The 26,208-nt window shown below is 50.2% G+C and carries 17 protein-coding genes, 2 tRNA genes and 1 pseudogene; 5 read left to right on the top strand and 15 right to left on the bottom strand.

The features are described from left to right. Positions 1 to 309: 309 nt before the first annotated feature. From H6G89_RS35265 to H6G89_RS26900, 10 genes and pseudogenes are all read right to left on the bottom strand, one after another. Positions 310 to 393: pseudogene (locus tag H6G89_RS35265) on the bottom strand (hypothetical protein); the annotation flags it as partial. Next, positions 362 to 493, bottom strand: coding sequence for a hypothetical protein (locus H6G89_RS35910; RefSeq protein WP_255519515.1), 132 nt, complete (start codon positions 491 to 493; stop codon positions 362 to 364). The gene H6G89_RS35910 and the pseudogene H6G89_RS35265, both read right to left, overlap by 32 nt. Continuing rightward, positions 490 to 780, bottom strand: a complete 291-nt coding sequence (locus H6G89_RS26935) for a nucleotidyltransferase family protein (protein ID WP_190512419.1) — start codon at positions 778 to 780, stop codon at positions 490 to 492. Before H6G89_RS26935 ends, H6G89_RS35910 begins: the two co-directional genes overlap by 4 nt. A gap of 124 nt (positions 781 to 904) precedes the next feature. Next, entirely contained in the window at positions 905 to 1,378 is a 474-nt protein-coding gene (locus H6G89_RS26930; RefSeq protein ID WP_190512417.1) for a hypothetical protein, read from the bottom strand. Between the two features lie 409 nt (positions 1,379 to 1,787). Continuing rightward, positions 1,788 to 2,879, bottom strand: coding sequence for a Vgb family protein (locus H6G89_RS26925; protein WP_190512415.1), 1,092 nt, complete (start codon positions 2,877 to 2,879; stop codon positions 1,788 to 1,790). A 258-nt stretch (positions 2,880 to 3,137) separates the two neighbouring features. Next, positions 3,138 to 3,209 (bottom strand) — tRNA-Thr (locus H6G89_RS26920). Positions 3,210 to 3,293: 84 nt separating this feature from the next. Further along, positions 3,294 to 3,375 (bottom strand) — tRNA-Tyr (locus tag H6G89_RS26915). 165 nt (positions 3,376 to 3,540) lie between these two features. Beyond that, positions 3,541 to 5,355 (bottom strand): ABC transporter ATP-binding protein, encoded by a 1,815-nt coding sequence (locus H6G89_RS26910; RefSeq protein ID WP_190512413.1) that lies wholly within the window; start codon positions 5,353 to 5,355, stop codon positions 3,541 to 3,543. Positions 5,356 to 5,852: 497 nt separating this feature from the next. Then, the gene (locus tag H6G89_RS26905; RefSeq protein WP_190512411.1) at positions 5,853 to 7,673 is read right to left on the bottom strand and encodes an ELWxxDGT repeat protein; all 1,821 of its coding nucleotides are present in this window, start codon (positions 7,671 to 7,673) and stop codon (positions 5,853 to 5,855) included. A gap of 271 nt (positions 7,674 to 7,944) precedes the next feature. After that, on the bottom strand, positions 7,945 to 10,518 hold the full coding sequence (locus H6G89_RS26900; RefSeq protein ID WP_190512409.1) for a GUN4 domain-containing protein: 2,574 nt from the start codon (positions 10,516 to 10,518) through the stop codon (positions 7,945 to 7,947). A gap of 418 nt (positions 10,519 to 10,936) precedes the next feature. Between H6G89_RS26900 and H6G89_RS26895 the strand changes: the two genes are divergently transcribed. After that, positions 10,937 to 11,296 carry a hypothetical protein gene (locus H6G89_RS26895; RefSeq protein ID WP_190512407.1) on the top strand — a complete coding sequence of 120 codons (360 nt, stop codon included), beginning with the start codon at positions 10,937 to 10,939 and terminating at the stop codon, positions 11,294 to 11,296. Between the two features lie 37 nt (positions 11,297 to 11,333). Beyond that, the gene (locus H6G89_RS26890) at positions 11,334 to 11,708 is read left to right on the top strand and encodes a hypothetical protein (RefSeq protein ID WP_190512405.1); all 375 of its coding nucleotides are present in this window, start codon (positions 11,334 to 11,336) and stop codon (positions 11,706 to 11,708) included. A gap of 139 nt (positions 11,709 to 11,847) precedes the next feature. Here H6G89_RS26890 and H6G89_RS26885 read toward each other — a convergent pair whose 3' ends face one another. From H6G89_RS26885 to gmd, 3 genes are all read right to left on the bottom strand, one after another. Next, entirely contained in the window at positions 11,848 to 12,573 is a 726-nt protein-coding gene (locus H6G89_RS26885) for a 5-formyltetrahydrofolate cyclo-ligase (protein ID WP_190512403.1), read from the bottom strand. Between the two features lie 31 nt (positions 12,574 to 12,604). Continuing rightward, positions 12,605 to 13,552 carry a GDP-L-fucose synthase family protein gene (locus H6G89_RS26880; protein WP_190512401.1) on the bottom strand — a complete coding sequence of 316 codons (948 nt, stop codon included), beginning with the start codon at positions 13,550 to 13,552 and terminating at the stop codon, positions 12,605 to 12,607. A gap of 186 nt (positions 13,553 to 13,738) precedes the next feature. Beyond that, the gene (gene gmd / locus H6G89_RS26875; protein ID WP_190512399.1) at positions 13,739 to 14,818 is read right to left on the bottom strand and encodes a GDP-mannose 4,6-dehydratase; all 1,080 of its coding nucleotides are present in this window, start codon (positions 14,816 to 14,818) and stop codon (positions 13,739 to 13,741) included. 963 nt (positions 14,819 to 15,781) lie between these two features. Here gmd and acnB point away from each other — a divergent pair. Together acnB and H6G89_RS26865 are read left to right on the top strand one after the other, a co-directional pair. Beyond that, positions 15,782 to 18,394: a bifunctional aconitate hydratase 2/2-methylisocitrate dehydratase gene (gene acnB / locus H6G89_RS26870; protein ID WP_190512397.1), complete on the top strand. Its 2,613-nt coding sequence runs from the start codon at positions 15,782 to 15,784 to the stop codon at positions 18,392 to 18,394. A gap of 251 nt (positions 18,395 to 18,645) precedes the next feature. Next, a complete protein-coding gene (locus H6G89_RS26865) occupies positions 18,646 to 18,906 on the top strand; it encodes a hypothetical protein (RefSeq protein WP_190512395.1) in 261 nt (86 codons plus the stop codon). Positions 18,907 to 19,095: 189 nt separating this feature from the next. Here the strand turns inward: H6G89_RS26865 and H6G89_RS26860 are convergent, their stop codons facing one another. Further along, a complete protein-coding gene (locus H6G89_RS26860) occupies positions 19,096 to 19,860 on the bottom strand; it encodes a histidine kinase (RefSeq protein ID WP_190512393.1) in 765 nt (254 codons plus the stop codon). Between the two features lie 206 nt (positions 19,861 to 20,066). Next, positions 20,067 to 21,452 carry a polysaccharide biosynthesis/export family protein gene (locus H6G89_RS26855; RefSeq protein WP_242060135.1) on the bottom strand — a complete coding sequence of 462 codons (1,386 nt, stop codon included), beginning with the start codon at positions 21,450 to 21,452 and terminating at the stop codon, positions 20,067 to 20,069. 1,716 nt (positions 21,453 to 23,168) lie between these two features. Here H6G89_RS26855 and H6G89_RS26850 point away from each other — a divergent pair. Beyond that, positions 23,169 to 25,379: an FG-GAP-like repeat-containing protein gene (locus H6G89_RS26850; RefSeq protein WP_190512389.1), complete on the top strand. Its 2,211-nt coding sequence runs from the start codon at positions 23,169 to 23,171 to the stop codon at positions 25,377 to 25,379. The last annotated feature ends 829 nt before the right edge of the window (positions 25,380 to 26,208 follow it).

Raw genomic sequence — 26,208 nt, 5'->3', positions numbered from 1 at the left:
ATCGAGGAGTTCAGGTCGAAAAGTCATAGTACGAGTGTCTCGGGTCTAGTAGTTCATTAGATCTCATTTCTGACCTTTGACACAATCTAATTTACAATCCCGTTAAAAGAACTAGATCTCCAACTTCTTCAAGAAGTTGGAGATCTTTTTTGGGCGATCGCTACAAACGTCTAGAGCGATCGCAGAATAGCTTCTATCTCTTGCTTGAGATTTGGTAGCTCTTGCTCTACAACAGCCCAAACGATATCTAAAGTCAATCTCAAAATAGTTGTGAGTCAAAATGTTTCGCATTCCGATCATCTTTGTCCAGGGTATTTCTGGATGTTGATCTCTAATCGTTGAAGAGAGGGCACGAGATGCTTCACCAATGATTTGAAGTTTTGAATGAACCATGTTTGTTTTGCTCAAATGCCTGTCTTCCCTGTACAGCGTAGCGATCGATGCGTTCAATTGCCTCCAGAATGTCTTGCAGCTTTTCGCGATCGTCTCTCATAGGGGTATCGCTTCATTAAGGACTCGTTCACGGATTCTTTGGCGTAGTCCCTTTTCGGTGACAACATCGACCTCACAACCTAATAACTCTTGCAATTCCATCAGCAATCCGCCGAGGTCAAGCAAGCTGCGTCCTGACTCCATATCTACCAGGAAATCAACGTCACTTGCTGAGTCGGCTTCTCCTCGTGCGACTGAGCCAAAAACACGGACATTGTAAGCACCATGCTTTGCCGCTGTGCCTAAAATCTCTTCTCGCTTTGCCTTTAGACGCTCATATACATTCATATTGCACGTCCTCCTGCTGTTAGCTCCCCTATGCTTCTTCTCTTCTACCTTACCGTCACCCACAGAATAAGCGATCGCCTCTTTCAGAGCTATCGCTTCATTTAAGACTCGTTTAATACATCATTTAAGAATCAGTTGCAGGGAATGCATCACAATATGCATTCACATCTCGAACTAAAGGAGCTTCAGCATCGGTGGCACTTCTTAGAGCTTGATAAGCGTTTTCTGCATCTTGATTGTTGTTGGCATTCACAGCAGTTGCAAGAGCACGAGATGCCGAACCTGTCTCGCTATACATTGTCACAAACCGTTGCTGCAACCCTTGCAGAGTCTCATCAGGAAGTTCTAGAGCTTCCATTGATTCTCTAGCTTGTTCTGCGACTTCTGCGATTTGCGTCATTGCGTTGATATCTTGGGGGTCAGCATTAGTTACAATGGCTTGCACCTCAGTTACTGCTCTGTTAGCCACTTCTATGAGTTGATCACACTGGTATCTCGCAGAAGAGTCTTGAGGGGTAGAGCTAACAAGACCTGCTAAGAGTGCAGTCGCTCCGGTCATAACAGCTACTGCGGTAGCATCAGTCAAAAACTGGCTCATTCAATCATCCCTCAATTCACCAATTCATTCTGACTTAGAAATAATCAAAGATCTACAAAAAATAATTTCCATTGGATCACACTTTCTGGTTGAAATGCTTTGGTTAATCCTTTAGATGCAAAACCAGGGATATAGCTTTGGTCAGAAAGCTTAGTACAACTCGTCGTAAATAGGGGTGGGAATTCGGGGTGCAGGGGTGGAACCCCTGACTGGGGGCGAAGCTCCCATACCCCCCCTGGTTTTATTTCCAAACCCTATCTGTGAATCACAGAACTTAGGACAAAGGCTACAACTCAAACCCTGATTCCAGGTAGCTTTCTGACTCGCCTCCGCCCCATCAAATGTGGCTGCGGCTATAATCCCCGAAATCTTCAAGATTCCAGGGATTAAGCATCAAGCAAAACTCGATTTAAGAGTTAGAGCGATCGCGTTTAGTTCGGGATGCAACCCCTGCCGCACCCAAAACCAGAAGGGCGATCGCCAGTCCTGGCTCAGGAACAACAATAGGTGAATAGGCAATCCCGATGGGTCGTCTTAACAGAGGGTTGGTTGGCACAAAGACAGAACTGCTCTGCCCATCGGATGGTAGCGGATCTCCTGTTTCGCCATCAAAGCGCAAAATAGCTCCCTGATTACCTTGAGTGAAGTCAAACCCAACGGAATAGAGAATGTTGTTTGGGTCAAAGGTCAAATTACCAATGAAGTTGTTACTGGGAATCGTACCCGTATAGTTGGTTGAAATCGTGTCTATTAGCTCACCTGTGATTTCATCGTAACGACGAATGCCATTGGCAAAATCGCTGGTAAACAGATCACCATCGGGACCAAAAGTGAGCCCTAAGAAGCTGACAAAGCCAAAACTCTCTGGGGATGGTTCGGGCTGTGGCACAAACACGCTAGATGCCCCTGTAGCAATGTCATATTTCAACACCTGGCTTTCATAAAAGACACTGAAGCTCCCTCTCACGCTGCCCTGAGTAGTGACAAAGAGACTACCATCTGCTCCAAACAGCAGGTCATTGGGACCGTTTAACCCATTAACCGTGCCTGCACCGGATGCAAATACATCAATAAACTCTCCAGTCACCGCGTCATACCGCAGAATTTCGTCTGTGAGAAAGCTACTGACATAGACCTTGTTGTCGGGACCAAACGCTAAACCATAGGGACGAAGCAGTGTTCCCCCTTGGTCAAATCTGCCTAAAAACTCACCCGTTTCGCCATCAAACTTGAGAATTGCACCAGAAGTTGCACTCCCACTCGTGATGTATAAATTGCCATCTGGACCGAAGGTCAGGTCATCCGGATCTTGCAACCCACCTGTGCCTGCGGGAATGAATTCACCCCCAAAAGTACCACTGCGTTCATCAAAAATAAGGACATTATTGCCCCGCGTATTACCGACTAGCAGAGCAGCATCAGCTTGAGGTACACCGATGCCAAACGAAGCAAGGACACCCAAACTGGTGGCAGCGGAAAGACCTAAAAACGATTTTTTCATTCGAGAAGCACCAATTGATGAAGTGTCAAACGGTGCTCATTCTGGTACGAAATTTAGAAATCTAGGGGTTTGTGCAATCACAATTTGCTCTAAAAATATGAAAACTTGATAGAGTCTTTAACTCAAGCTGGATTTACTTTACTGAAACTTTACAGTGAAAAGTTAACGACAAAAGGGAATACCTGATTTCTCCAAGGGGCGATCGCTCGAAGATGCCATCTGAGTAGATTGAATGCATGAATAACAAATGTATGACTAAGCCCGTGACGAGGATTGAACTCGTGACCTCACCCTTACCAAGGGTGTGCTCTACCACTGAGCCACACGGGCAACTGATTAGCTTTGAGTGTTGAACTTTGAATTTTGAGTAAGGATAAACCACTCAAAATTCAAAATTCACGACACTCGCGTGGATGGGCCGGGCTGGATTTGAACCAGCGTAGGCGTAGCCAGCGGATTTACAGTCCGCCCCCATTAACCACTCGGGCACCGACCCGCCTTATCCACGATTAATAATGTTAACACAGGGTGTGGATCAATTCAGGTTGTTTTACAGAAAAACTTGAACGAATTTTGTAGAAGTTCACTGGAAGGGGAGTGGGGAGTAGCAGACGAATGATGAATGACTCTGTCACCCCCTTACCCCATCACTCCCTTACCATCATCCCAGCAACTCACCTGTTTCCTGCAAGGCGTGTAGACGGTGATAGATGCCGCCATGCGCCAGCAACTCTTCGTGGCTACCGACTTCCAGGATGTGCCCTTTGTCGAGCACCACGATTTTGTCAGCTTCTCGAACGGTGCTGAGTCGGTGAGCGATGATGATGGTTGTGCGCGTGCCGAGAATGCTCCGCATCGCCAGTTGAATCGATCGCTCCGATTCGTAGTCAAGGCTAGAGGTGGCTTCGTCAAACACCAGCACATCCGGATTCACCAACAGGGCGCGGGCAATGCCCAATCGCTGTCGCTGACCGCCAGAAAGGCGCACCCCCCGTTCCCCGACGATGGTTTTATAGCCCTGGGGCAACAGACGAACGAACTCATCCACACGGGCGATCGCACAGGCAGACTCGATTTCCTCTGGAGTGGCGTGGGGGTTGCCGTAGGTGAGGTTGTCGAGCAGCGTGCCGTTAAACACGTCTACTTCCTGGTGGACGATCGCCAATCGCCGACGATAACCCGTCACATCCAGCGATCGCACATCCTGCCCATCCATGAGGATGCGTCCTGACTGCGGCTCAAAGTAGCGGAACAGCAGTTTTACCAGCGTTGATTTACCGGAACCGGATCGACCCACCAGTGCCACCGTTTGGTTAGGCTCAATCAACAGGTTGATGTTTTGTAGGACGGGGCGATCGCGATCGTAACCAAAGCTAAGGTTCTCAAAATGCACTTTTCCGGTGAATTGATACTGCGGTGTTCCCTCTGGATGGTCGAGCACAGCAGCATCGGTGCCACTGGGCAACTGCATGAACTCGTGGAACCGCAACATCGAGGCATAGCGACGGGCAAAGACTTCTGCCAGAGCACTGATCGGCTCTAGCTCAGAGTACGCCATACTGGACACGGTGAGCGTCGTGATGAAATGCCCCAGTGAGATCTGACCGCTCAGGGTTGCCCACAGCGTCAGTCCCAAAATGCCGAACACGCAAGCTTGAATAAACGTGCGTTGCCAGGTAAACAGCATCACGTAACCCCGGTGAATGCGGTAATCGACAAAGGTAAACTCGCGCTGAAGCCGCTGTTGTTGCCGCTTGAGTTCGGCGGTTTCCGTGGCAAACGCTTTGACAGTTTTGATGTTGGTGATGATTTCCGAGGTGCGGCTCTCGGTGTTTTCCATATAGCGATCGAGCACTTCTTCCTTGTCGGTCAGGTGTTTTAGCTTCCGCAAGGTGAACGTGAGAATAAAGGCGAAGGATGCTAAAAACAGCAGGGCAATGCGCCATTCGATTAACCAGATCACGACGAAAATGCCGAGAATGCGGAAGATTTTAGGAAACAACTGTCCAGCGATTTCAGGATACGTCCAGGTGTGGTTTGACAACCCTCTAGCCACCCGTCCGGCAATCCGACCGGGGTTGTTCTCGTCGTAAAACTCCAACGGCAGGGTCAAAATTTTGGCGATCGTCCGTCCGGTATGGTCACGACGGGCACGCAGGGCGATATCCCAGTGAAACCAAACTCCAATCCACGGTTGGATGGGAGCACGAACGACGGTGACGATAAAGATGAGACCCAGCAACACGGCAATTGAAAGCGATCGCCCCGATTCCACATGCAGCAGAGCCGCAACGCCATTGGTCAGGTATTGCAATACCCCATCAACGGGTTGATTGGAGACGACATTCAAAATTTGCCCGATCGCATAAGGGACGATCAGATCGATGATTTCAAATAAACTACTGGCGGCGATACTCAACAGGGCGATCGCTCGGTATGCCCAAAAATAGCGAACTATATCTCGAAACGTTGCCATGCGATTTGCCTCCCTGAAGACCCCGGCAAAGAAACGGTGGGGTCAGATATATGCGGTTGTGAGGATCAAGGGATCACTCGACAACTCAGATGTGTGCACAACAAGGCACACAAATTGACCCAAGCTGTGGAATCGCTTGAGTGTGACATCTCTTGAGCAACTGGAATTCCAGTGTTTAGGGGCGATCGGATGTCAAAGCAGCATTAATTTCATGCCCGGTGGTGATCTTTTACAAGGGGTTGATGATTGCGATTGATATGAATACTAGAGGTTACACCGTTCAGTGGGCAGAATATCTATCTCACTCCACAAGTTCAGATGGGCAGTGGTGAATGCGAATAAGCTCGCCACCAACATTCCACCCTCAGAAATTATCCACGCACATAAAAGTCCTAGACTACGAATTGTAGTATAGACGTAGTATATTTGCAAGCAGCAATTTCGCAAACCACCCCTACAGAGGCATGGATAGGTAGCCGAAATTTATAGAAATGGCATTAGACAAAAGACTTGGCTCGCAACTCTGACGGCAGAACGCCCAAAAGTTTGGCTAAAGGGCGATCGCCCCATTCCAAAACGGAGGCATTGCCCTGTTGCCCAATCTCCAAGCTACCCAGACGAAATCCTCTGGGTAAACTGAGGCGATCGCTCCCCACCTCAAAGTCACGAATTAGGGCAAATCCCTGCCGATGCAGAACAAAGGTATCGCGTTCCTGGTTGCCCACTAACACGTTGTATCCCGCCCCACCTGCAAGAAGATCTTGACCATTGCCACCCCAGAGGCGATCGTTGCCTGTGTTGCCATAGAGGCGATCGTCCCCATTGCCAGCCAGTAATATATCGTTGCCTGTGCTGCCATCCAGGGTGTCTTCACCGATGCCGCCGACAAGAGTGTCGTTGCCACCTAAACCCAAAAGGGTATCATCTCCCGCTTTGCCATCCAACACATCGCGTCTGGGTGTTCCTGTAATGGTTTCACCTGCCGGATCGAGAACCCACAGTTCAGCCCCGTGAAAACCATCGGTTGCCTCAAAATAGAGCCTGCCGCCAAACGATACGAAATTGGCTGGATTGGAACTATTGCGACCGGGGTTGATGTCCTGAAGCATCCGCGTTCCGGTTGGGGTGCCATCCGTGACCCACAGTTCTCGACCATGCGTGCCATCATCAGCGGCGAAATAGAGTTTGCCGTTGAATGGGATAAACGAGTCTGGATCTGAACTACTGTTGGTGAGGTTTCCAGTCCTGTCCAGGTCAACGAGGGTCGGGTTAATGTCTTTGAAGAGGCGTGTCCCTGCTGCCGTGCCGTCGCTCACCCACAATTCCCGGTTGTTCAGGCTTCCAGTTGCACTGAAAAAGAGCCTGCCACCAAACTCTACGAAATTTGCAGGTAAGGAACTGTCATCGGAGTTGATGTCTTGAACGAGTTGGGTTCCCGGAGCAGTGCCGTCGGTGCTCCACAGTTCGCTGCCATGAACCCCGTCATTTGCCCTGAAATACAGCCTGTCACCCATCCCAGTGAAGCCGGATGGACTCGCATGCAAAGGGCTAATGTCCTTGAGCAGTTGAGTCCCCTCGGCAGTGCCATCACTCACCCAAACTTCGTCGCCATACACACTGTCATGACCACTGAAATAGAGCTTGCCTCGAAACTCAACGGGGGTTGAGGCGAACTGAATGGGTTTGCTCCACAGAATCGTATCGGTAGTGGGAGCGATCGCCCCAAAGCTGTACAGATCCGTGAAATAGAGGTTGCCTCCAAAAGCAGTCAATGGTCTTGGAATAGATGTAGCGTTGCCGCTCACCATCAATCGCGTTCCAGTGGTTGTGCCATCCGTGACCCACAGATTGGTCACGGGACTGACTCCATTGACGGAGGCACTGAAATAGAGCTTATCCCCAACTGCCACAAAAGCCCCCATAGTGGAACTTCCGGCAGTCGATCCAGACGGATTCAAATCCTGAAATAGCTGGGTTCCGATCGCGGTTCCGTCACTTCGCCACAATTCCTGCCCATGCCAGCTATCAGTGGCACTGAAATAGAACTTGTCACCCAACTGCGTCAACTCGACGGGATAGGAGCTGCCCACACCGGGGTAGATATCTTGGAGCAAATGAGTTCCGCTGGGTGTGCCATCGCTGATCCAGAGTTCTGAGCCATGCCGGGGGTCGTTGGCACTGAAGTAGAAGCGATCGCCCCACTGGATAAATCCTCTAGGGTTGGAGCCTGCGCCACCGGGGTAAATATCTTTGAAGTGTTTGATCACCCCGACATTCCGGATGGACGTTGTAGCGGTTGTCCTGGAATGAGTCCTCATACAGTTTCTCCTGGTATGAGACGTTGGGTTTATCCCCAATACAATTGTATTTTGGGGACTGTGGCAAATGGGGCGATCGCCACTAAACGTTAGGATTCAGGGCATTACTGAGGGGTGCATCTGACAGTTAGGGGAGTGGCGGTTAAAACCGCAGCTACCAGCACAAAAACTGCCTGCGTTGGTTCAAAACCTCAGACCGCGTCAGCGGACGTTGCTCCAATCGCTGCGAATTCATTCGCCGGGTTCAGTTCCCCAATCACTAAATACACCCTTATTGAGGGCAATTTTCCATGCGGCGCATCAGCGTTGCCAACATCCAACTATCAGTGGCACACCCGCCTCGCCCCGGTGCCAGACCCCACGAGCGCAACGACTCCGCCACTGGAATTTTCCAGAACCAGAAAGCGGGGAGGTGTCCTTCCGGAGCCTGCGGGTTAAATTTTAAGCTGCTGTAGGGCAAAAAGATTCGCATTTTGGGATGCCACCAACCGATGCGATCGCCAAATAGAGCCGCATCCCCTTTGGGAATTTCCCGATAGATCCGGTGTTGCACGCTGAAGCCAAAGCGTCCTCCGCTGTGCTCAAGCCAGAGTTGGTCAATCGTGTGCAGATCTACACAGGGAAAGCTTTCTAATGCAGTGCGATCGAGCCATCCCGCCTTTTCCCGTCCGGTGGCTTTGAGCATCAGGGCTAGGGTTTCCTCATCGGCTTCCCGCCAATTCTTCGCCTGCAACAATTCGTTCAGCCGAGTGTAGGAAATGCCCCTTTCCGAAGGCAGCAGTTGCGAAGTGCTCGGAGCGGCAACAGGTGCGGGTGCAGGTGGTGGGGTTGGGGGTGCAGGTGGAGCGGGTGGAGCAACGGGGGCAATCGAAGCGGGGGAAGTCTGTGGTGGCGGCGCAACAGAAGCGTCTGCGGCTGGGGTCTGAATAACGGTGACAGGTGGTTCCAGGACTTCCTTCGGTTGTTGCTCTTTTTGCTCTTTTTGTTCTTGCTGTTTAGCGAGAAATTCTGCCTGCCGTGAAGCAGATGCGGCTCGTTCAATCTGCTGCACATCGGCTTCGCGCAACCCCAGAGACTTCTGCAAATTTCGCAGTTCATGGCGGGCAAACTCGCCAGGTGGATATTCCAGGTTAACCACCTGCATAAACCGCTGCTCATAGAGAGACAGCTTATTTTGATAGGCTTTTTCTTGCTCTTGAATCTTGCCAATGACACGATGCTCGACCTGGGCAGCGTCTTCATCACGCAGCCCCAAATGCTGCTGAAATTGCTTCAATTCCTCACGGGTCGCCTCACTGAGCGGCAGCTCTCGGTTGACCTCTTGAGAAAACTTAAACTCGTAGTGTTGCAGCTTCTCTTGATAAGCTTCGGCGTCGCTTTTGTTTTGCTCCATCACCTGCTGCTCAATTCGGTTGACATCATCATCTCGCAACTCAAGGGAGTGTTGAAACTTCCGGAGTCCATCGCGGGTGAACTCGCTGATCGGCAACCCTAACGAAACGGCTTGAGTGAACTCATACTCATAATGTTGCAACTTGCGGCGATATGCCTCTTCCTGGGCTGCCAGTTGGGAGTGAATCTCCGCTTGAATCGGAGCCACATCCTCATCGCGCAACCCCAGGACTTCTTGCAGTTCCCGCAGTTCTGTTGCGGTGCGACTGCTTAGAGGATACTCTCGACGGGCGATCGCCTCATAAATTTCGCCATATTGCTGAATATGGTTCAGTCGCTCTCGATGCTTTGATTCCCGCTGATATGCCTCTACTTTAGCCGCAATTTCTTGTTGAATCGGAGCCACATCCTCATCCCGCAAGCCCAGATAATGTTGCAGGGTCTTGAGCTGTTCGTGAATGCCCTCGTTGAGGAGGTACTCCTGCTCGATCGGGGCGACGGCATCGCGATATTGTTTTAACAGGCTTTGGTAGTCACGGTAGGGTTGCAGCACTTCTTCTTCGATCACCGCTGCGTCAATGGGCGATAAGCCAAACCGCACTCGATGTGTATCAAGAATGGTGCGTCCGACTTCAGAGATCTTGCCCTGACTGGCATACTTCTCGACTTCCTGGCGATAGTGCCGCTGCGGGTCGTTAATCTTGACGCGGGCGATCTCAATGCGGAGATCCTGCTCATTTAACCGAATAATCTTAGGATCAATGCCTGGAGCCGCTTCTTTGACTCGCTTGCGAACGTACTCGTGCAACTCATCCGCTGAAACAGAGCCATCAAAATTGCGATCGGCAACTCCAGTGCTGATTCCCTCAACGAGATAGCGGGTGTAAAGGGAGCGATCGCTGCGTTTTTGGACGAAAGAGTAGTGCCAATCGGAGGAGGGTAGTAGGACAACGCGCCCTGCGGCTCCAAATTGATGCTCCACACTGGTGGGTGCAGCGATTCCCGAAACGGGGCGATCGCCCGATCGCTCATTGCTTAATGACTCGCCAGAACACCAATCCAGGATCACCACCTGTTGTCTGGATTGGCTCTGCTCAAAGCAATCGCGGACAAAGTTCGCTGATACTGCCGACGCTTTGATCAGGTGATTGTGCTTGTTTTTATAGGTGTTGCGGGCGGCGAAGTAGAGGTTGTGGTGCTCGTCATAAACCCGGTGCCCAGAGAAAAACAGCAGCACCAGATCATTGGAGGTGTGGCTGCTTGACCAGGTTTCGATCGCCTCTGCCATCTCCGATTGACTGGGGTTGATCAGGGGCTTGACCACGTCAAAGTCGCCGATCTCCTGATTTTCCAGCACTTGCTGTAGGGCTTCCACATCGTTAGAAGCCGCTGGGAGCGGTCTTAAACCTGACCCATATTCGCTTACCCCAATCAGCAGCGCAACCCTAGCCATTGATGAATGTTAGTAAAGTGGTGGGTTTACTGGTTTTCTAGATGCAGTCTCTAGAGCGGACTCAAATCCCCCTTTTGAAGGGGGATTTAGGGGGATCTCAAACGTTTGGCTATTGGCAACAAAACTTTTGAAGCATCCTCATCCACAATTTTTGCAAATTGATCCGGATGACGATCATTCTACTTGTATATATTAGGTTTCTGCATCGATCGACACCAAGATCTCCAGCTTTTTTTCGTGCCGAGATCTTCAACTTCTCGAAGAAGTTGAAGATCTGAGAGGGTTCTGGGTTAAGCGAGCGATCGCCCGTTGGCGGAGTATCTGTCACAACCCAGATATAGTTTTCGGTCATGGCTGTCATAATTTTCTACATCCACAAGTTTAGCGAATGGGTTAAGCCCTAGATCTCCAGCCAAATATGTCTCAAGAGTCCTCACCGGAGCGATCGCCCCTAATTAAAACCATTCTGGTGCTCTGCCTCAGCCTACTGAGCCTGTTTGTGCTGTTCCTAACGGCTGTCATGATGCTCCTTTGCAGTTTCTTTATTACCAATCCTGACCTCTATCCCGGTGACATCAGCGATCGTGCGGCAACCTATCTTGGTTTTATGGCGGTTGGAGGCTGTTTACTGGAGTGGGGTTTTGTTTGGCTGTTGGTTCGCTATCACTGGATACCTCGACCAACCGGAAAATGGCTGGTGTACTGTAGCTGGGCGATCGCCGCTTTGAATGGGGTGCTGTTGCTAATTCCTTTAGTGGCTTGGAAGAGTACGCTCTAACCAAAACTTCTTCAGAAATGTGACCCGACTTAAAACGATGGCTCCAAACCCCTCCCCCTCACAACGTCCAGTTGCACCACTACCGGAGCGATCGCCCCTTGGTAAAAGCATCCTGGCGATCGGTCTTGCTCTGTTGACGGGTGGTGTCTTGTTTTTGACAGGCTACGCCATGTATTTGTGGAGTTTCTACATCAAACATCCCGGTTCCCTTGCCGGAAGTATTGAACAAACGCTTGCCCAATATGTGACACTGGTTGCGCTGGGGGGATGCCTCCTGCATGGTTTGTCGGTGTGGCTGTTTGCTCACAACCGTTGGATGGCTCGCTCGACAGCAAAGTGGATGTGGTATGGCACTGGGGCGATCGCCACTTTGAATGGGGTGTTGTTAAGTCTTCCGCTCCTTGCCCGGTAAGAAGTTTTGATTTGAAGGCATTGGAGTCATATCCTCAGCTTCTAACGTATTTCCTGAGAAGAATCCGCTTTTCAACAGGAGCGAGGATCTAGCCTCTTATCCTTTATCCTTCAGCCTTCTCTTTTCTTTTCTTTCTTCTCTATTCCTCCTTCAAGAACAATCCGGCTTCTGTACAAATTCCTTGCAGCGGACGATCCCAGGGGTCGATCGGGAGACGCGGTAAGCGGGCAAACTCAAACACAATGCCGATAGTAGGTTTGCCAATCCATTGGGGGGAACTCAACATGCGATCGTAAAACCCACCGCCATAGCCCAGGCGATAACCCCAGACATCACAGGCGACCGCAGGCACGAGGATCAGATCGACATCGGCAGGTTGGATCTGGGGGGCATAGGGATGGGGTTCTACAATGCCAAATGCCCCCGATTGCAGCGGATATTGGCGGGAACCTGTGACGGTGGGCACCCACTGATGCCACATCATATTTTTTTCAACGCAACGGGGAAACCCCCAAATGCGAGATGGGGTGAAGAGAGGGCTGAGGTCGGGTTCCTGACGAAAACTAAAATAAGCGAGAACGGTTCGAGCTTGAGCAAACACTGACCAATTGTGCAACTGAGCACAAATGCGATCGCTCTTTTCGCGCCAAATATCAGGATGAAGAGCCTGTCTTGCCTTTAGCAGCGATCGCCTGAGTTCCGCCTTTTTGGGTTGAGAGTCAGCCGCGTTCACAAATTCGCCAAAATATTCTTCAACAGGGCATTCTACCTTACCCCGATCCCCAAAAACAGGGCAATTGATGGGTAAGGGTGCATAAAATCCCCGGTTTCTGGTTGAAATGGCATCAGCCCGTCTAATTGACATCAACAGCAACCAGGGATTTAGGGACAGTGGATTAAGCGGCGTGCTGACGATACCAATCGATGGTGTTCTTCAGTCCTTGCTTGAAATCAACCTCTGCGACAAAACCAAACTTCTCCTTGGCACGCTCCGTATCTAAGCAACGACGCGGTTGCCCGTTGGGTTTGTCGGTTTCCCAAACGATCTCGCCCTCATATCCCATCAGTTCACAAATCAAGTGAATCAGGTCTTTAATGGTGATTTCATAACCTGTGCCCAGGTTCACCGGGTCAGGCTCATCGTAGGATTGAGTACCCATCACAATGCCACGAGCCGCATCGGTGGAGTAAAGGAACTCGCGCGTCGGACTGCCATCGCCCCACACCGGGATCTGCTTATCTCCCCGCTCTTGGGCTTCGTGGACTTTGCGGATCAGGGCTGGGATGACATGAGAACTGCGTGGGTCAAAGTTATCCTCTGGTCCATACAGATTCACAGGCAACAGATAAATCCCATCAAAGCCATACTGCATCCGGTATGACTGAAGCTGCACCAGCAAGGCTTTTTTGGCAATGCCATAGGGAGCGTTTGTCTCTTCGGGATAGCCATCCCAAATGTCATCTTCCTTGAAGGGGACGGGGGTGAACTTGGGATAGGCACAAATCGTTCCCACACAGGTAAATTTCTCAACGCCTGCCTCGTAAGCCGCGTGAATGAGCTGAGTGCCCATCATCAAGTTGTCATAAAACAACTCAGCAGGCTTTTCGCGGTTTAAGCCAATACCACCGACGTGCGCCGCCAAGTGAATCACCACATCCTGTTGATCGACTGCTCGCTTGCAGCTTTCCATCTGGCGCAAATCATACTCGCGCGACCGGGGCACTGTAATTTTGGCAGGGTCAGCACCAGCTTTGCATAGTTGATCGACCACTTGACGACCGAGAAAGCCTGCTCCACCTGTAACCAGGATGCGCTTATCGGCAAGGTTTAGTTGTGTAGTCATAGTGTTGGGGGTTCTTTTCCTGCGTGATGTTCCTGCCTGTGTTGGCAGCACTCTAAATACCAATTCCCAGAAAAGGAGCGACAGATCCGGTAGGGGCGTTTTGCAAAACGCCCTTACAGAAGGATTGCTGTGTAGGTCAAGCCATTTCGGATGTCTTGCCCTTACACATTAGCGGAAATACACCGGTTAAGAGGCAAAGCTGCCTGTGCTCTGGCGAGTCGTGGCAATGTCTGCGACGGCTTGAATGGAGTGTCCATTGAGGGGAACCAGTCCCAAGGCTTTCAGGTCGGCTTCTACCATCAGGGTCACCAACTGTTCAAAGGTGACAGAGGGTTCCCAACCCAGCTTTTGCTTGGCTTTGGTGGGATCACCAATGAGTAGATCCACCTCTGCCGGACGCAGATATCGCTCATCGAACTCAACGTAGTCTTGCCAGTTCAGATTGACATAGCCAAACGCCAGATCGAGGAATTGTTTGATGGTGTAGGTTTCACCTGTGGCAACCACATAGTCATCGGGTTCATCTTGTTGCAGCATGAGCCACATTGCCCGGACGTAGTCTTTGGCATAACCCCAGTCCCGTTTGGAGTCGAGGTTGCCCATGTAGAGTTTCTTTTGTTGACCTGCGACGATGCGGGCAACGGCACGAGTAATCTTGCGAGTTACAAACGTTTCACCCCGACGCGGTGATTCGTGGTTAAACAGGATGCCATTGCAGGCAAACATGCCGTAGGATTCCCGGTAGTTCACGGTTTGCCAGTGAGCATACACCTTGGCGCAGGCATAGGGACTGCGGGGATAGAAGGGAGTGGTTTCCTTCTGGGGAACTTCTTGCACTTTGCCAAACATTTCTGAGGAACCGGCTTGATAGAAGCGAACCTCAATCCCAGTGCGCTGTTGATAGTCGCGGATTGCCTCTAACAATCGCAGCGTCCCCATCCCGACGGAGTCAGCGGTGTATTCAGGAGAGTCAAAGCTAACCCGTACGTGGGATTGCGCCCCCAGGTTGTAAATTTCAACGGGTTGAACCTCTTCCAGAATCCGCCGGAGGGTCGTGCCGTCGGTTAAGTCGCCATAATGCAGAAATAGCCGAGCGTCTTCGTTGTGCGGGTCTTCGTAGATGTGATCAATTCGGTCGGTGTTAAAGGTTGAGGTTCGACGAATGATGCCGTGAACTTCATACCCTTTCTCCATCAAAAGTTCACTGAGATAAGACCCATCCTGACCCGTGATTCCAGTAATTAGTGCGCGTTTCCGTTGCGTCATCCTCGTTGATCCTTTATGAGCTAAATAGAGCCAACAGTAATGTCCTGATGATGGATTAACCAGCTATAGCCAGAACTGTGTTAGTAAGTGAACGCGATTTAATCAGCCTAACTTGTAACACTTAATGCTCCTCATAGCCAGTTCTTATCAACTGATCCATCATGCTGATGTTCACTTACCTTTTTAACTTACGCCTAAATTGAGTCTGCCCCGGAGACAGAGGAAATACTCAAATCAATTCAAACGTTATCCTGAAATTTGGAGTGAAATATCAAGGAACTGTATTTTATCTGCAAAGAATCTGCATATTTCTTACGACTACAATTTGCTTTTTAGAGTTGGAATTAGTTGTTTTGGTAATAATTGAAACCTTGAGTACAGAAGAGTTTTATCCAGCCAATATCCAGAATAGAAGGGATAACCTCAATCCTGTAAATGGGTACAGTCGTTCTATCGTTAGAAATACTGAATCTTAAATACTTAAGTGCGATCGCCCCTGATCAACGTTTCAGTTTCCCTGGTTAATTGTCTACCCAACCTGACATAACCGATCGGGTAATCGACTGTAATGACCCTGTGACAAAGGAGATCAGTGGTTTGCGATCGCGGCTTGCTTGAAAGCAGAGCAATGGTGTTTCCTGATCCCCTCCACTGAGTGCTTTTTGACCTATCTTGATCTGAGTGGTGGACGGAGCTTTCTTGCTAAGTACAACTTGTCGTAAATAAGGGTGGGAATTGAGGTGCAGGGGTGGAAGCCCTGACTTGGGGGGAACAGCCTAGCTCTCACACCCCCCTGGTTTTATTGTCAAACCTGATCTGTAAATAGCAGCACTAAGAGATTGGGTTGTAGTCCGATCGCTATTGAACTGTACGGCACGTTACCGTAGGAATATACTCGTTAAAGCAAAAATTGAGCCTGAGTACAAAAAATTAACCGTCTCGTCCTCTAGTGAGCCTTTGAAGATGTTGGATGCTTACCGTAACCATGTTGCTGAGCGAGCAGCATTAGGAATTCCCCCGCTACCCCTGACAGCGGAACAAACGTCAGATTTATGTGAGTTGCTGAAAAATCCCCCTGCTGGAGAGGCAGATACCCTGCTGATGTTGTTGCGCGATCGCGTTCCTCCAGGGGTTGACCAGGCCGCCTATGTGAAAGCTGGCTTTTTAACGGCGATCGCCAAGGGTGAAGCCACCAGTCCCCTTGTGTCTCCCCAGGATGCGGTAGAGCTATTGGGGACGATGATGGGCGGTTACAACGTGCAGTCGTTGATTGACCTGTTGCACTCGTCGGATGAGGCGATCGCGACTCACGCTGCCACCTCCCTCAGCAAAATTTTGTTGGTTTACGACGCCTTCCATGACGTGCAGGAGTTAGCTGAAAGCGGCAACCCTTACGCTCAGCGAGTGATGCAAGCCTGGGCAGATGCCGAGTGGTTTACCAGTCGTCCTCAATTGCCCGAAGCCATTACCGTGACGGTCTTTAAAGTGCCTGGGGAGACTAATACGGACGATCTCTCTCCGGCTCCTCACGCCACGACTCGCCCCGATATTCCGCTCCATGCGCTGGCGATGCTGGAAACTCGGATGCCGGGAGGGTTGGACACGATCGCCCAACTGAAGCAAAAAGGGCACCCCGTCGCCTATGTTGGTGATGTGGTGGGGACGGGTTCCTCTCGCAAATCCGCCATTAACTCAGTGCTGTGGCATATCGGGCAAGACATTCCCTTTGTGCCCAACAAGCGATCGGGTGGTTACATCCTCGGTGGCAAAATTGCACCCATCTTCTTCAACACCGCTGAAGACTCTGGTGCGCTACCCATTGAGTGCGATGTCACCCATTTAGAAACTGGGGATGTGATCACCATCCATCCTTACAAAGGCGAGATTACAAACGAATCTGGCGAAGTTATCTCCACCTTTAGCCTCAAACCCGACACAATTTTGGATGAAGTGCGTTCAGGGGGACGGATTCCCCTGTTGATTGGGCGCACCTTAACGGATAAAACTCGTGCGGCTCTGGGGCTAGAACCCAGCACCCTGTTCATTCGTCCACAGGCTCCAACTGATACGGGCAAGGGCTTCACGTTGGCTCAAAAGATGGTGGGCAAAGCCTGTGGTCTGCCGGGGGTTCGTCCGGGCACCTCCTGTGAGCCATTGATGACTACGGTTGGTTCTCAAGATACAACTGGACCCATGACCCGTGATGAGCTAAAGGAGCTTGCCTGCCTCGGCTTCAGTGCGGATCTGGTGATGCAGAGCTTCTGTCACACAGCGGCGTATCCCAAACCCGTTGATATCAAAACCCACAAAGATTTGCCCGATTTCATCACCTCGCGTGGGGGCGTCTCCCTGCGTCCGGGGGATGGTATTATCCATTCCTGGCTGAACCGGATGCTGCTGCCCGACACAGTGGGGACGGGGGGTGACTCCCATACCCGCTTCCCGTTGGGGATCTCTTTCCCGGCAGGGTCTGGTCTGGTGGCGTTTGCGGCAGCGTTGGGCGTGATGCCATTGGATATGCCAGAGTCCGTGTTGGTGAAGTTCAAAGGCACTCTGCAACCGGGTGTGACGCTGCGGGATGTGGTGAATGCCATTCCCTATGTGGCGATTCAGTCGGGACAGTTGACCGTTGAGAAGCAAAACAAAAAGAACGTCTTTTCTGGTCGCATTATGGAGATGGAAGGCTTGCCCGACCTGAAGCTAGAGCAGGCGTTTGAGTTGACGGATGCGACGGCAGAACGCTCTTGTGCAGGTTGTACGATCAAACTCAGCCCGGACACTGTGGCAGAATACCTGCGATCGAACGTGGCACTGATGAAGAATATGGTGGCGCGGGGGTATGGCGATGCTCGTACGATTCTGCGGCGGATTGCCAAGATGGAGCAGTGGTTAGCCAATCCGGTGCTGATGGAGGCTGATGCCGATGCGGAGTACGCCGAAGTCATCGAAGTTGACTTGGACACGATTAAGGAACCTCTGGTGGCGGCTCCCAATGACCCTGACAACATCAAGCTGATGTCGGAGTGCGCGGGTGATCCGATTCACGAGGTGTTTATCGGTTCTTGCATGACCAACATTGGTCACTATCGCGCGGCTGCCAAGATTCTGGAAGGAGCAGGTCCAGTTAAAGTGCGTCTGTGGATCTGTCCGCCGACTCGGATGGATGAAAAACAACTGCGGGAAGAGGGCATGTATGGCATTTTTGCGGCGGCGGGAGCCAGAACCGAAATGCCGGGATGTTCGCTTTGCATGGGCAACCAGGCACGAGTCGCCGATGGTGTGACAGTGTTTTCGACTTCGACTCGCAACTTCAACAACCGCATGGGCAAGGATGCGCGGGTTTACCTGGGGTCAGCGGAGTTGGCAGCGGTTTGTGCGCTGCTGGGACGCATTCCCACTGTGGAGGAATATCAGGCGATCGTCCAGACTAAGATTGACCCGTTTGCAGCTGACCTCTATCGCTATCTCAACTTTGACCAGATTGCGGGCTTTGAGGATGAGGGACGAGTGATTCCGCTGGAGGAGATGCCTCGAATTGAAGACATCTTAGGGATGCCGACCGCAGCAGGTCATTAAGAACCCAACCCCTAACCCCTTCCCTCGTAGGAAAGCTACTGTGTACACAGATCTCGCATGGGAGCCTAAAAACTGACTCGATCCCCCTAAATCCCCCTTTTTAAGGGGGACTTTGAGCCCGATCCCCTCCTTTTTAAGGAGGGGCAGGGTGGATCAAACATAATATTGCTGGGATTGAGAGAACTTGTGCATACACAGTAGCCATCCTTGAAAGGGGTTGGGTAAAGGTTTATATTCTTATCGTTATTTCTATGTTCAAAGTTGTGACGCCCCGTTTTTCTCAGGAGTTTGAGCGGTGGACAGATGCGTTGGAAACCGCCAAATCTCTGATACCTCAATGTAAAGGCTTAACCGAAGATATCCGTATTTTCCTGTTTGATGAGTTAGTGTGGGTTTACAGCCGATCGCACAAATATCCCCAATATATTGGCGCAGGGATGTACGATCGCCTTGCAAGGTTATTTATCCAGGAGGCGATCGAGGCTGAAGCAGCTACGGAGGAGCAGAGTTAACATGAATCGTCGTTCTCATCGTCCACTGTGGCAATACACCTGGCTAAAAATGTCCTACGGGGTTTTAGCAGGAATGGTGATTGTGCTGATTTTAGGCATTCTAAATCTCTCATAAACTAAACACGATAAAGGGGTCTGGCATTGCCAAACCCCTTCCCAATTTTGTAAGTACTATTGTGTGGGTTGATGTTACACATCCGAAACGGTGTGCCACAGATCTTTGAGTAATTGACGCACTTGACGTTCTTTGCGAGCCAGGGCTGTACCTGCCTGACTCATTTTTGATTCAAATTCAACTTGTTTTTCTTGCAAACGAGTTTTGTTGGTGTCGGTTTCGCTTTCAGCCCGTTTCATTGCTTCTGCGTACCAGGTTCTAGCATCATCTAGATACTTTTTGGTGTCATCGTAGCGTTCGCCATAACGAGCCGTGAGGTTGGCTTTAACTACCGCAATTTGAGCTTGCAATTGAGCATAGCGTTTGCGAAGTAATGCTACTTCTTCAGTATCTTGAACGTTATTCAATGCTGATCGAATTGCAGCTTTGATGTTGTCGGATGCTCCATTGCTGTTTGTTTCAATGTCTTTTAGAGCACCATCAATCTCATCTTGCAGTTCTTGTTCTTGACTTTCAATTTGACTTTGCAACTTCTGCATTTCAACTTCTGATTTTGCGATCGCCTGTCTTCTTCCGGCACTGATACCTTCGATCGCCCCTTCAATTGAAGCTGTAATTTCTTCTCGTGCTTCGCTGCCACGATCCTTTAGAGCATCAACAACTGTGCTTACAGCATCTTTAACCAGTGAGCGAATTTCACCTGATCCTTCTCTTAACTCAGATGCCGCACTCGATACCGCTAGTTTCACGATTTCTCGCAAGCGATCGCTTCGTAGTTTTCCTTCTTCTTTTGCTTTTTGAATATCGTTAGAAATTTGATCTTTAAAGGATTGAGACATAACAATTCTCCTCGTTACAGCACGAGATTTATTGACGCGCCTATCTGTTTACACAGTGACATGCGATTGTCAAGACCGTACACTGTCTTTGGGAGGAAAAAAGCAAGTGGTTAATTGGCAACAGTCAATTGTTCGTTGTGAGTTGTCAATGCGAGTTGTCCATTGACCCTTAACCACTAACCACTCATTATTGGTCGAAACTCTAGTTACAACCCTAATAAACGGAACAGACCAAATACCCCGGTCACAGGTGATAGCAAGGTTCCCAGAGTGTCGCCTAATTGAGTCAGGCTCGATCGCCCTACAACAACCGTGTCATTTGGACGCAAAGCGGGATTATTTTCGCCACTAATGCCCTGGGCAAAATCAACTGTAATGCGCTGTTGAGAAACGGTGCCATCGGGGTTGAGGCGGATGAGTTGCACAGTGCCACGACGAGCACGGGTATTAAAGCCACCTGCTGCCAAGATGGCTTGATTTAGTGGCGTATTAGGTCGCACGGCGATCGCCCCAGGGCGGGCAACTTCACCCACGACATTAACTGTCATCTCACTCGCAGCAAAACTAGCTGCCCCCAGGGCTGTAATTTCACTCGGTGTGAGAGCGGTTGCCGTTGGAATGAAAACCGTGTCTCCAGGTTGCAGCGGCAAGTCTTGAGCCAGATCACCTGTCTCTAGTAGATTCCAGAAATCGACTTTAATGCGTTGAGTGGTGCCGTCTGATCCAGCCCGACGGACTTCGATATTGCGAATGTCGGCTGTTTGTGTGATTCCCCCTGCCGTTTGAATGGCTTGCGTCACAGTTGGCACTTCAGGGCGAGCACTGCTGCCACTGGTAGGGGTCAAAATATGAGGACCGGGACGGTTCACTTGACCCACTACGGCTACCTGGATTGGCTCACCAGGAACGGCAAAACTAGTACTGGCAAGCTGACGCGCCTCTTCCAAATCCATTGCCGTTGCCGTGGGGATGACAATACTGTCGCCATCTCGCAAGAGCACATCCTGTTGCAAATCGCCCTGCCGCAACAGTTGCCACAGATCAACTGTGAGCACCTCTGAACCCCGGTTAGCCGATCGCAGGCGACGGATCTGAATCTCGCGAAGATTGGCAGTTCCCGTGACCCCACCCGCTAGTTGCAGAGCTTGCGTTAAATTAGGCACTCCCGTTTCAGAAGGAACCGTATAGGAACCTGGACGACGCACTTCACCCGCGATCGCGATCGTAATTGGGCGTGCCTCTAGCAGCGTCAACGTCACTACAGGACGACGCAAAACAGCAATGTAGCGACCAGAAATGGTTTGAGACGCTTGTTGCAGGGTCAACCCCTGGACAGAAACTGCCCCAATACCCGGCAGGTTGAGCGATCCATCCGCTAACACTCGGTATTCACCGCTATATTCCGGTACATTATAAATTTCCATTCGCAGGCGATCGCCTACCCCCAACACATACCCCTCAGTTGATTGCACAGCCGAAGTCGCCGCAGGTAAAGCAGATGAGGGGACAGATTGTGCCTGACCCGGTGAGATCGAATTAGAAACCAGAAATGCGACTACCATCAATCGCAAGGTGAATCGAGTTGTTGTCAATCTACAGTGATTCCAGCGAGAGTGACTAAGCCGATTCACACGTTTGACGACCGTTTGCATGAGAGTGTTTGCCTTATGGTGTTGCCCTAGGTGACGGACTACGAGAGCCAATAGTGCCGTCAATCCTATTTGCGGGCGATCGCACCTTCCATCAGGACATCTCAACCCGGTTTAGACAAAAGACGAAACCCCCAAGCAAATCGTTTGGGGGCAGGAGCGTTTATTGAGGTTCTTCCTCTACTTAAGAATATGAATTTTCTCTAGCTTCAAGATCTATCTAAAGACGGAGGAAAGCAACAATACGGTGAACCCTCCTTTACAGTAGGTTTCCCTAAATTAGGGAAAGGCAGATATCCAATCGGCAAGTGATATCAATTTGATATAAAGGATGGGTGGTGTTCCAAACCTGTTGATAACCTCTGTAAGACCCCCTGTAGTCCCCTTACCAAGGGGGACGGCGACAGCCGGGGGTTAGTGGCAACAGATCTGAAACACTACCGAGCTACACATTGTAATTGGTACGAGACAGTTTACCCTTCTTGCTGATCAGACCAATTCTTTAGCCCTTATCAGCCTCTTACTGGGTCACAATCTAAATCAGAGTGCGACACAACACATATATATAAGTGAGTGTAAGTGAGTGAACCTAAGCAAACCCAGTGGCGTACGTAAAATTTCCTAGTGATGCCTGCATCAGACTGCATTAATAATTTACTCTTCAGGTCAAATAACTGAGTTTTTACGTAAAGTTCATAACATTTCGAGAAAGGTCGAAAAAATCCCAAGTTTACGTGAAGTTCCGGAGATCGTAGTGCCACTGAACCTGGCTTATGAGTATAAATAAATTATCGGGGGCCTGAGTGAATACTCTGAGTTCCCTTAACTTAAAACATTTACACTCTATTGTCTGGATGCTTATGGAAGTTTCAAGCTAATTCAACCTCCGTATTTGCGTAAGTAAAAATATCGAGGTAGAGACTTTAGGATTGAATTCATTCATCTAACAAAGTGCTACTACGAGTTAAATTTTTTACCTCGCCTTACAACCGTTGAATTAGTAGAGCAGCTACGCAATTGGCTGTTAAAGACAAGTTGAATTTGCCTACTAAGCACTACAGCGTTTGCATCTACTGATTGATTGGACAGATTTCACCGCAGCAAAGCACGTTGCTGGGTTTGGAAAGATGCTGGTAGATCAAGTTCTTGATTCAAGGTTATTCAATTAAAGCCTATGACCGATTAAATCGCGTTTTCCCCATTGCTAAGTCAATTAGCAAGTTCATCGTTCTCTCACTTCAACTCATATTGCATGAGTTCACACCGTAAAGCCGATTGATCTATGCAGTTTTCTGATTCTGACTGCAAGGTTTTCCTACGGCTTGGGTTCAGAGAAGTCAGGCAGATTTTTGATTGCAGTCAAGACAAAGCGCGGCAGCAGTAACTGGAAGCCCCTCAAACTCTGTTGAAAGCTTACAGGTAGCTGAAGCTCTTATGACGTCGGCACCACTAATGCATACAGCCTGCATAGCTAGCAGGGGTAGGGTTTTGCGTGACTAAATCACCGCTCTTTGCTGACAAACGGTTTTTCAGTATTGCCTCCCAAATTGCCCTTACAACGATTCAATCGTTGTGACTTCACTCACTTGGTTCACCAAAAGCAATGGTCACAAGCCGTTGCTCGATTTGAAATGTTTGTAATCTAAGGAGACCCTAATCATGGCAGGTTTTATTCAACGCACTGGTGCACAGAATCCCTTTGATGGGCAGGATGTAGGTGTTAATTCATCTCCTGCACTGATTGACATCGACGGCGATGGCGATTTGGACGCAATCGTTGGTGAAGAAGCGGGTAATATTAACTTCTACCGCAACACTGGAACGGTTACTGCTCCGGTTTTCGCCGCACAAACCATTGCAGGTCTGCCAGATGTGGGCGATGATTCAACTCCCACCTTTGCAGATGTTGATGGTGATGGTGATCTCGATGCAATCATTGGGGAAGCGGCAGGGAATATCAACTTCTTCCGTAATACAGGAAGTGCTGCTGCTCCAGCTTTCACTGCACAGACCCTGGCTGGAATTCCAGATGTGGGTGATGATTCAACTCCAACGTTTGTTGACATCGATGGTGATGGTGACTTGGATGCATTCGTTGGTGAAGCGGCGGGTAATGTCAACTTTTTCCGTAATACTGGAAGCCCCGTTGCTCCAACCTTCACTGCACAAACCATTGCAGGGATTACCGATGTGGGCGATAACTCGACTCCCACATTTGTTGACTTCGATCGCGATGGTGATCTGGATGCATTCGTTGGCGAAGCGGCAGGTAACATCAATTACTTTGAAAATACCGGAACTCGCACAGCTCCTACCTTTGTAGCTCGTACTGGAACAGCAAATCCTTTTAATGGTATTGATGTTGGCGATCGCAGTGCGATCCGGTTTGCCGACACAGATGGTGACGGAGATTTGGACGCCTACATCGGCGAAGCGGCAGGTAATATCAATTACTTTGAAAATACCTCTGCCAAACTCACAGGTATCTCTTCAACGGCTGTCGATGGTGCTTACAATGCGGGTGATGTTATCGCTATCACCGTTACGTTTGATCAATTGGTGAACGTAACTGGTACACCTCGCTTGCTGTTGGAAACAGGTGCAACTGACCAGTTTGCAACCTATGCGAGCGGCACTGGCACCAACACCTTGACCTTCAACTACACAGTACAAGCCGGAGACACCAGCCTAGACTTGGATTACGCTTCTGTGACTGCTCTGGAACTCAATGGCGGTACCATTCGCGATGCAAGCGGTGTGAATATTAGCACCACGCTGCCTGCTCCTGGTGCAGCCAATTCCCTGGGTGGTAGCAAAGCAATTGTTGTTGATACTCAAGCTCCCACAGCTGACATTGTTGATGTCACTCCCGACCCTCGTACGACAGCTGTCAACTCAATCACTATTCAGTTCAGCGAAGCAGTAAACAACTTCGATATCGCTGATTTGAGCTTGACTCGCGGTGGTAGTGCCGTGTCTCTTGCAGGTGCAACTCTGACTAACAGTGGCACCACCTGGACATTGGGTAACCTGAGCGGTTTGACAGGCACTGCTGGTAGCTATCAGTTGTCTTTGGGCACAAGCGATATCACTGACGCAGCAGGCAACGCACTGGCAGCAGCTGTTAACGATAGCTGGCAAGTGAATGCTCCTTCAACAGGTGGCACGGGTGGTACTGGCGGCACAGGTGGCACAGGTGGCACAGGCGGTACAGGTGGTACTGGCGGTATCACAGTTGTGATCAACGGCACTGGAGTTGCCTTCTCCTCCATCACCATTAATCGAGCGTTTGCAGGGGTTAGCCGGGTTGGTACCAGCCGAGGTGAAGTGTTGCGCGGTGAGTTTAAGTTCAACACTATTCGCGGTGGTGGCGGCAACGATCGCATCTTTGGTGGGGTGAGTGCCAAGGGCTTCGGTCAAGACATGCTCTACGGAGATGACGGCAATGACTTCTTGTCTGGTGGTGGTGGCAGAGACTTCCTGTCGGGTGGCAACGGTGACGACCGCATGTTGGGTGGCAACGGCTTCGACATCCTCGACGGTGGTGCTGGCAACAATACCATGACAGGCGGTACAGGCGGTGATATGTTTGTGTGCAACAGGCTCACTGGCAGCACCAACACAGTCACTGACTTCCAAACGGCTCTGGATGTGATTGACCTGCGCTCTATCTTCCGTCAGTCCCAGTTCAGTGGCGCAAGCGTGTCGGCTCGCCTGACTCAATACGTTCGCTTACAGCAAGTGGGCAGCAGCACTCAGGTTCGCATCGATGCGGATGGCAGCGGTTCCGGTACTAACTTTGTAACCCTGGCAACGCTGCAAAACGTGACGGCTACAACCCTCACCAGCACCAACTTCGCGATCGCGTAAGGGTGATTGCATCCTAACAGGTTGCTGGTAACGGATGAAAGGTGTAATCGAGGTTAAATCCTTGATTACACCGACCCTAAAAGCCTTATCTCTAAATGTTCTATAGCCATAGCCACACGTGATGGGGCGAAGGCAAGTCAGAAGGCTTCCCAGAATCAGGGCTTGAGTCATTAGCTATGTCCTAAGCTTTCTGACCAAAGCTATATATTTCAAATACGGCAGATTGCGATCGCTTCTACAATGATTGCTCCTAGAGCATCTGTAGTAACTGTTGAAACAGTTGAGACAAGGGAGTGTGAGGGCGAAGCCCCCAACCAGGGATTTAGCCCCTGCACCCCGTCCGAACCAACCCTTCAGTTGCTATACAAGATAAGTTTCGTAATCTGTGCGTTATTTATCCAAGACGGGCTATAACCCAATACTGAACCAGATCTGTGTGCTTCATAAGAGGCACACAGTTTTTTGGTGCGATCGCTACGTTTTTAGGCGTTGCTGCTCTAATGGATGAATTTCGCAGGGGCGTTGTCAAGAAGCGTACCTACATTCAGCAACACCCGTTCTTATACCGATTTAAAAGGTTTTATGGACAAATCAGCGTTGGGGAGGGATTTGGCAGTGCCAAACCTGTACAAGCATTCATCGCCTTCACAATTCAAATTGGTATAGCAGTACTCACTAAGGTGAGGACGGGGTGCAGGGGTGGAACCCCTGGCTGGGGTGCAGCCCCCACACCCCCTTATGTCCTAATGCATATGCGGAGGGCTATATAAGGTGATGGTGCCAACAAAAAACCTCCGGGGTGAACCGGAGGCTGTAATCAGGGTGCATC

This window comes from Oscillatoria sp. FACHB-1407 (assembly GCF_014697545.1).
In the GTDB taxonomy this organism is placed as follows: Bacteria; Cyanobacteriota; Cyanobacteriia; order Elainellales; family Elainellaceae; genus FACHB-1407.
The sequence above is the reverse complement of the archived record's forward strand: the minus strand, read 5'-3'. Positions and strand labels throughout refer to the sequence as shown.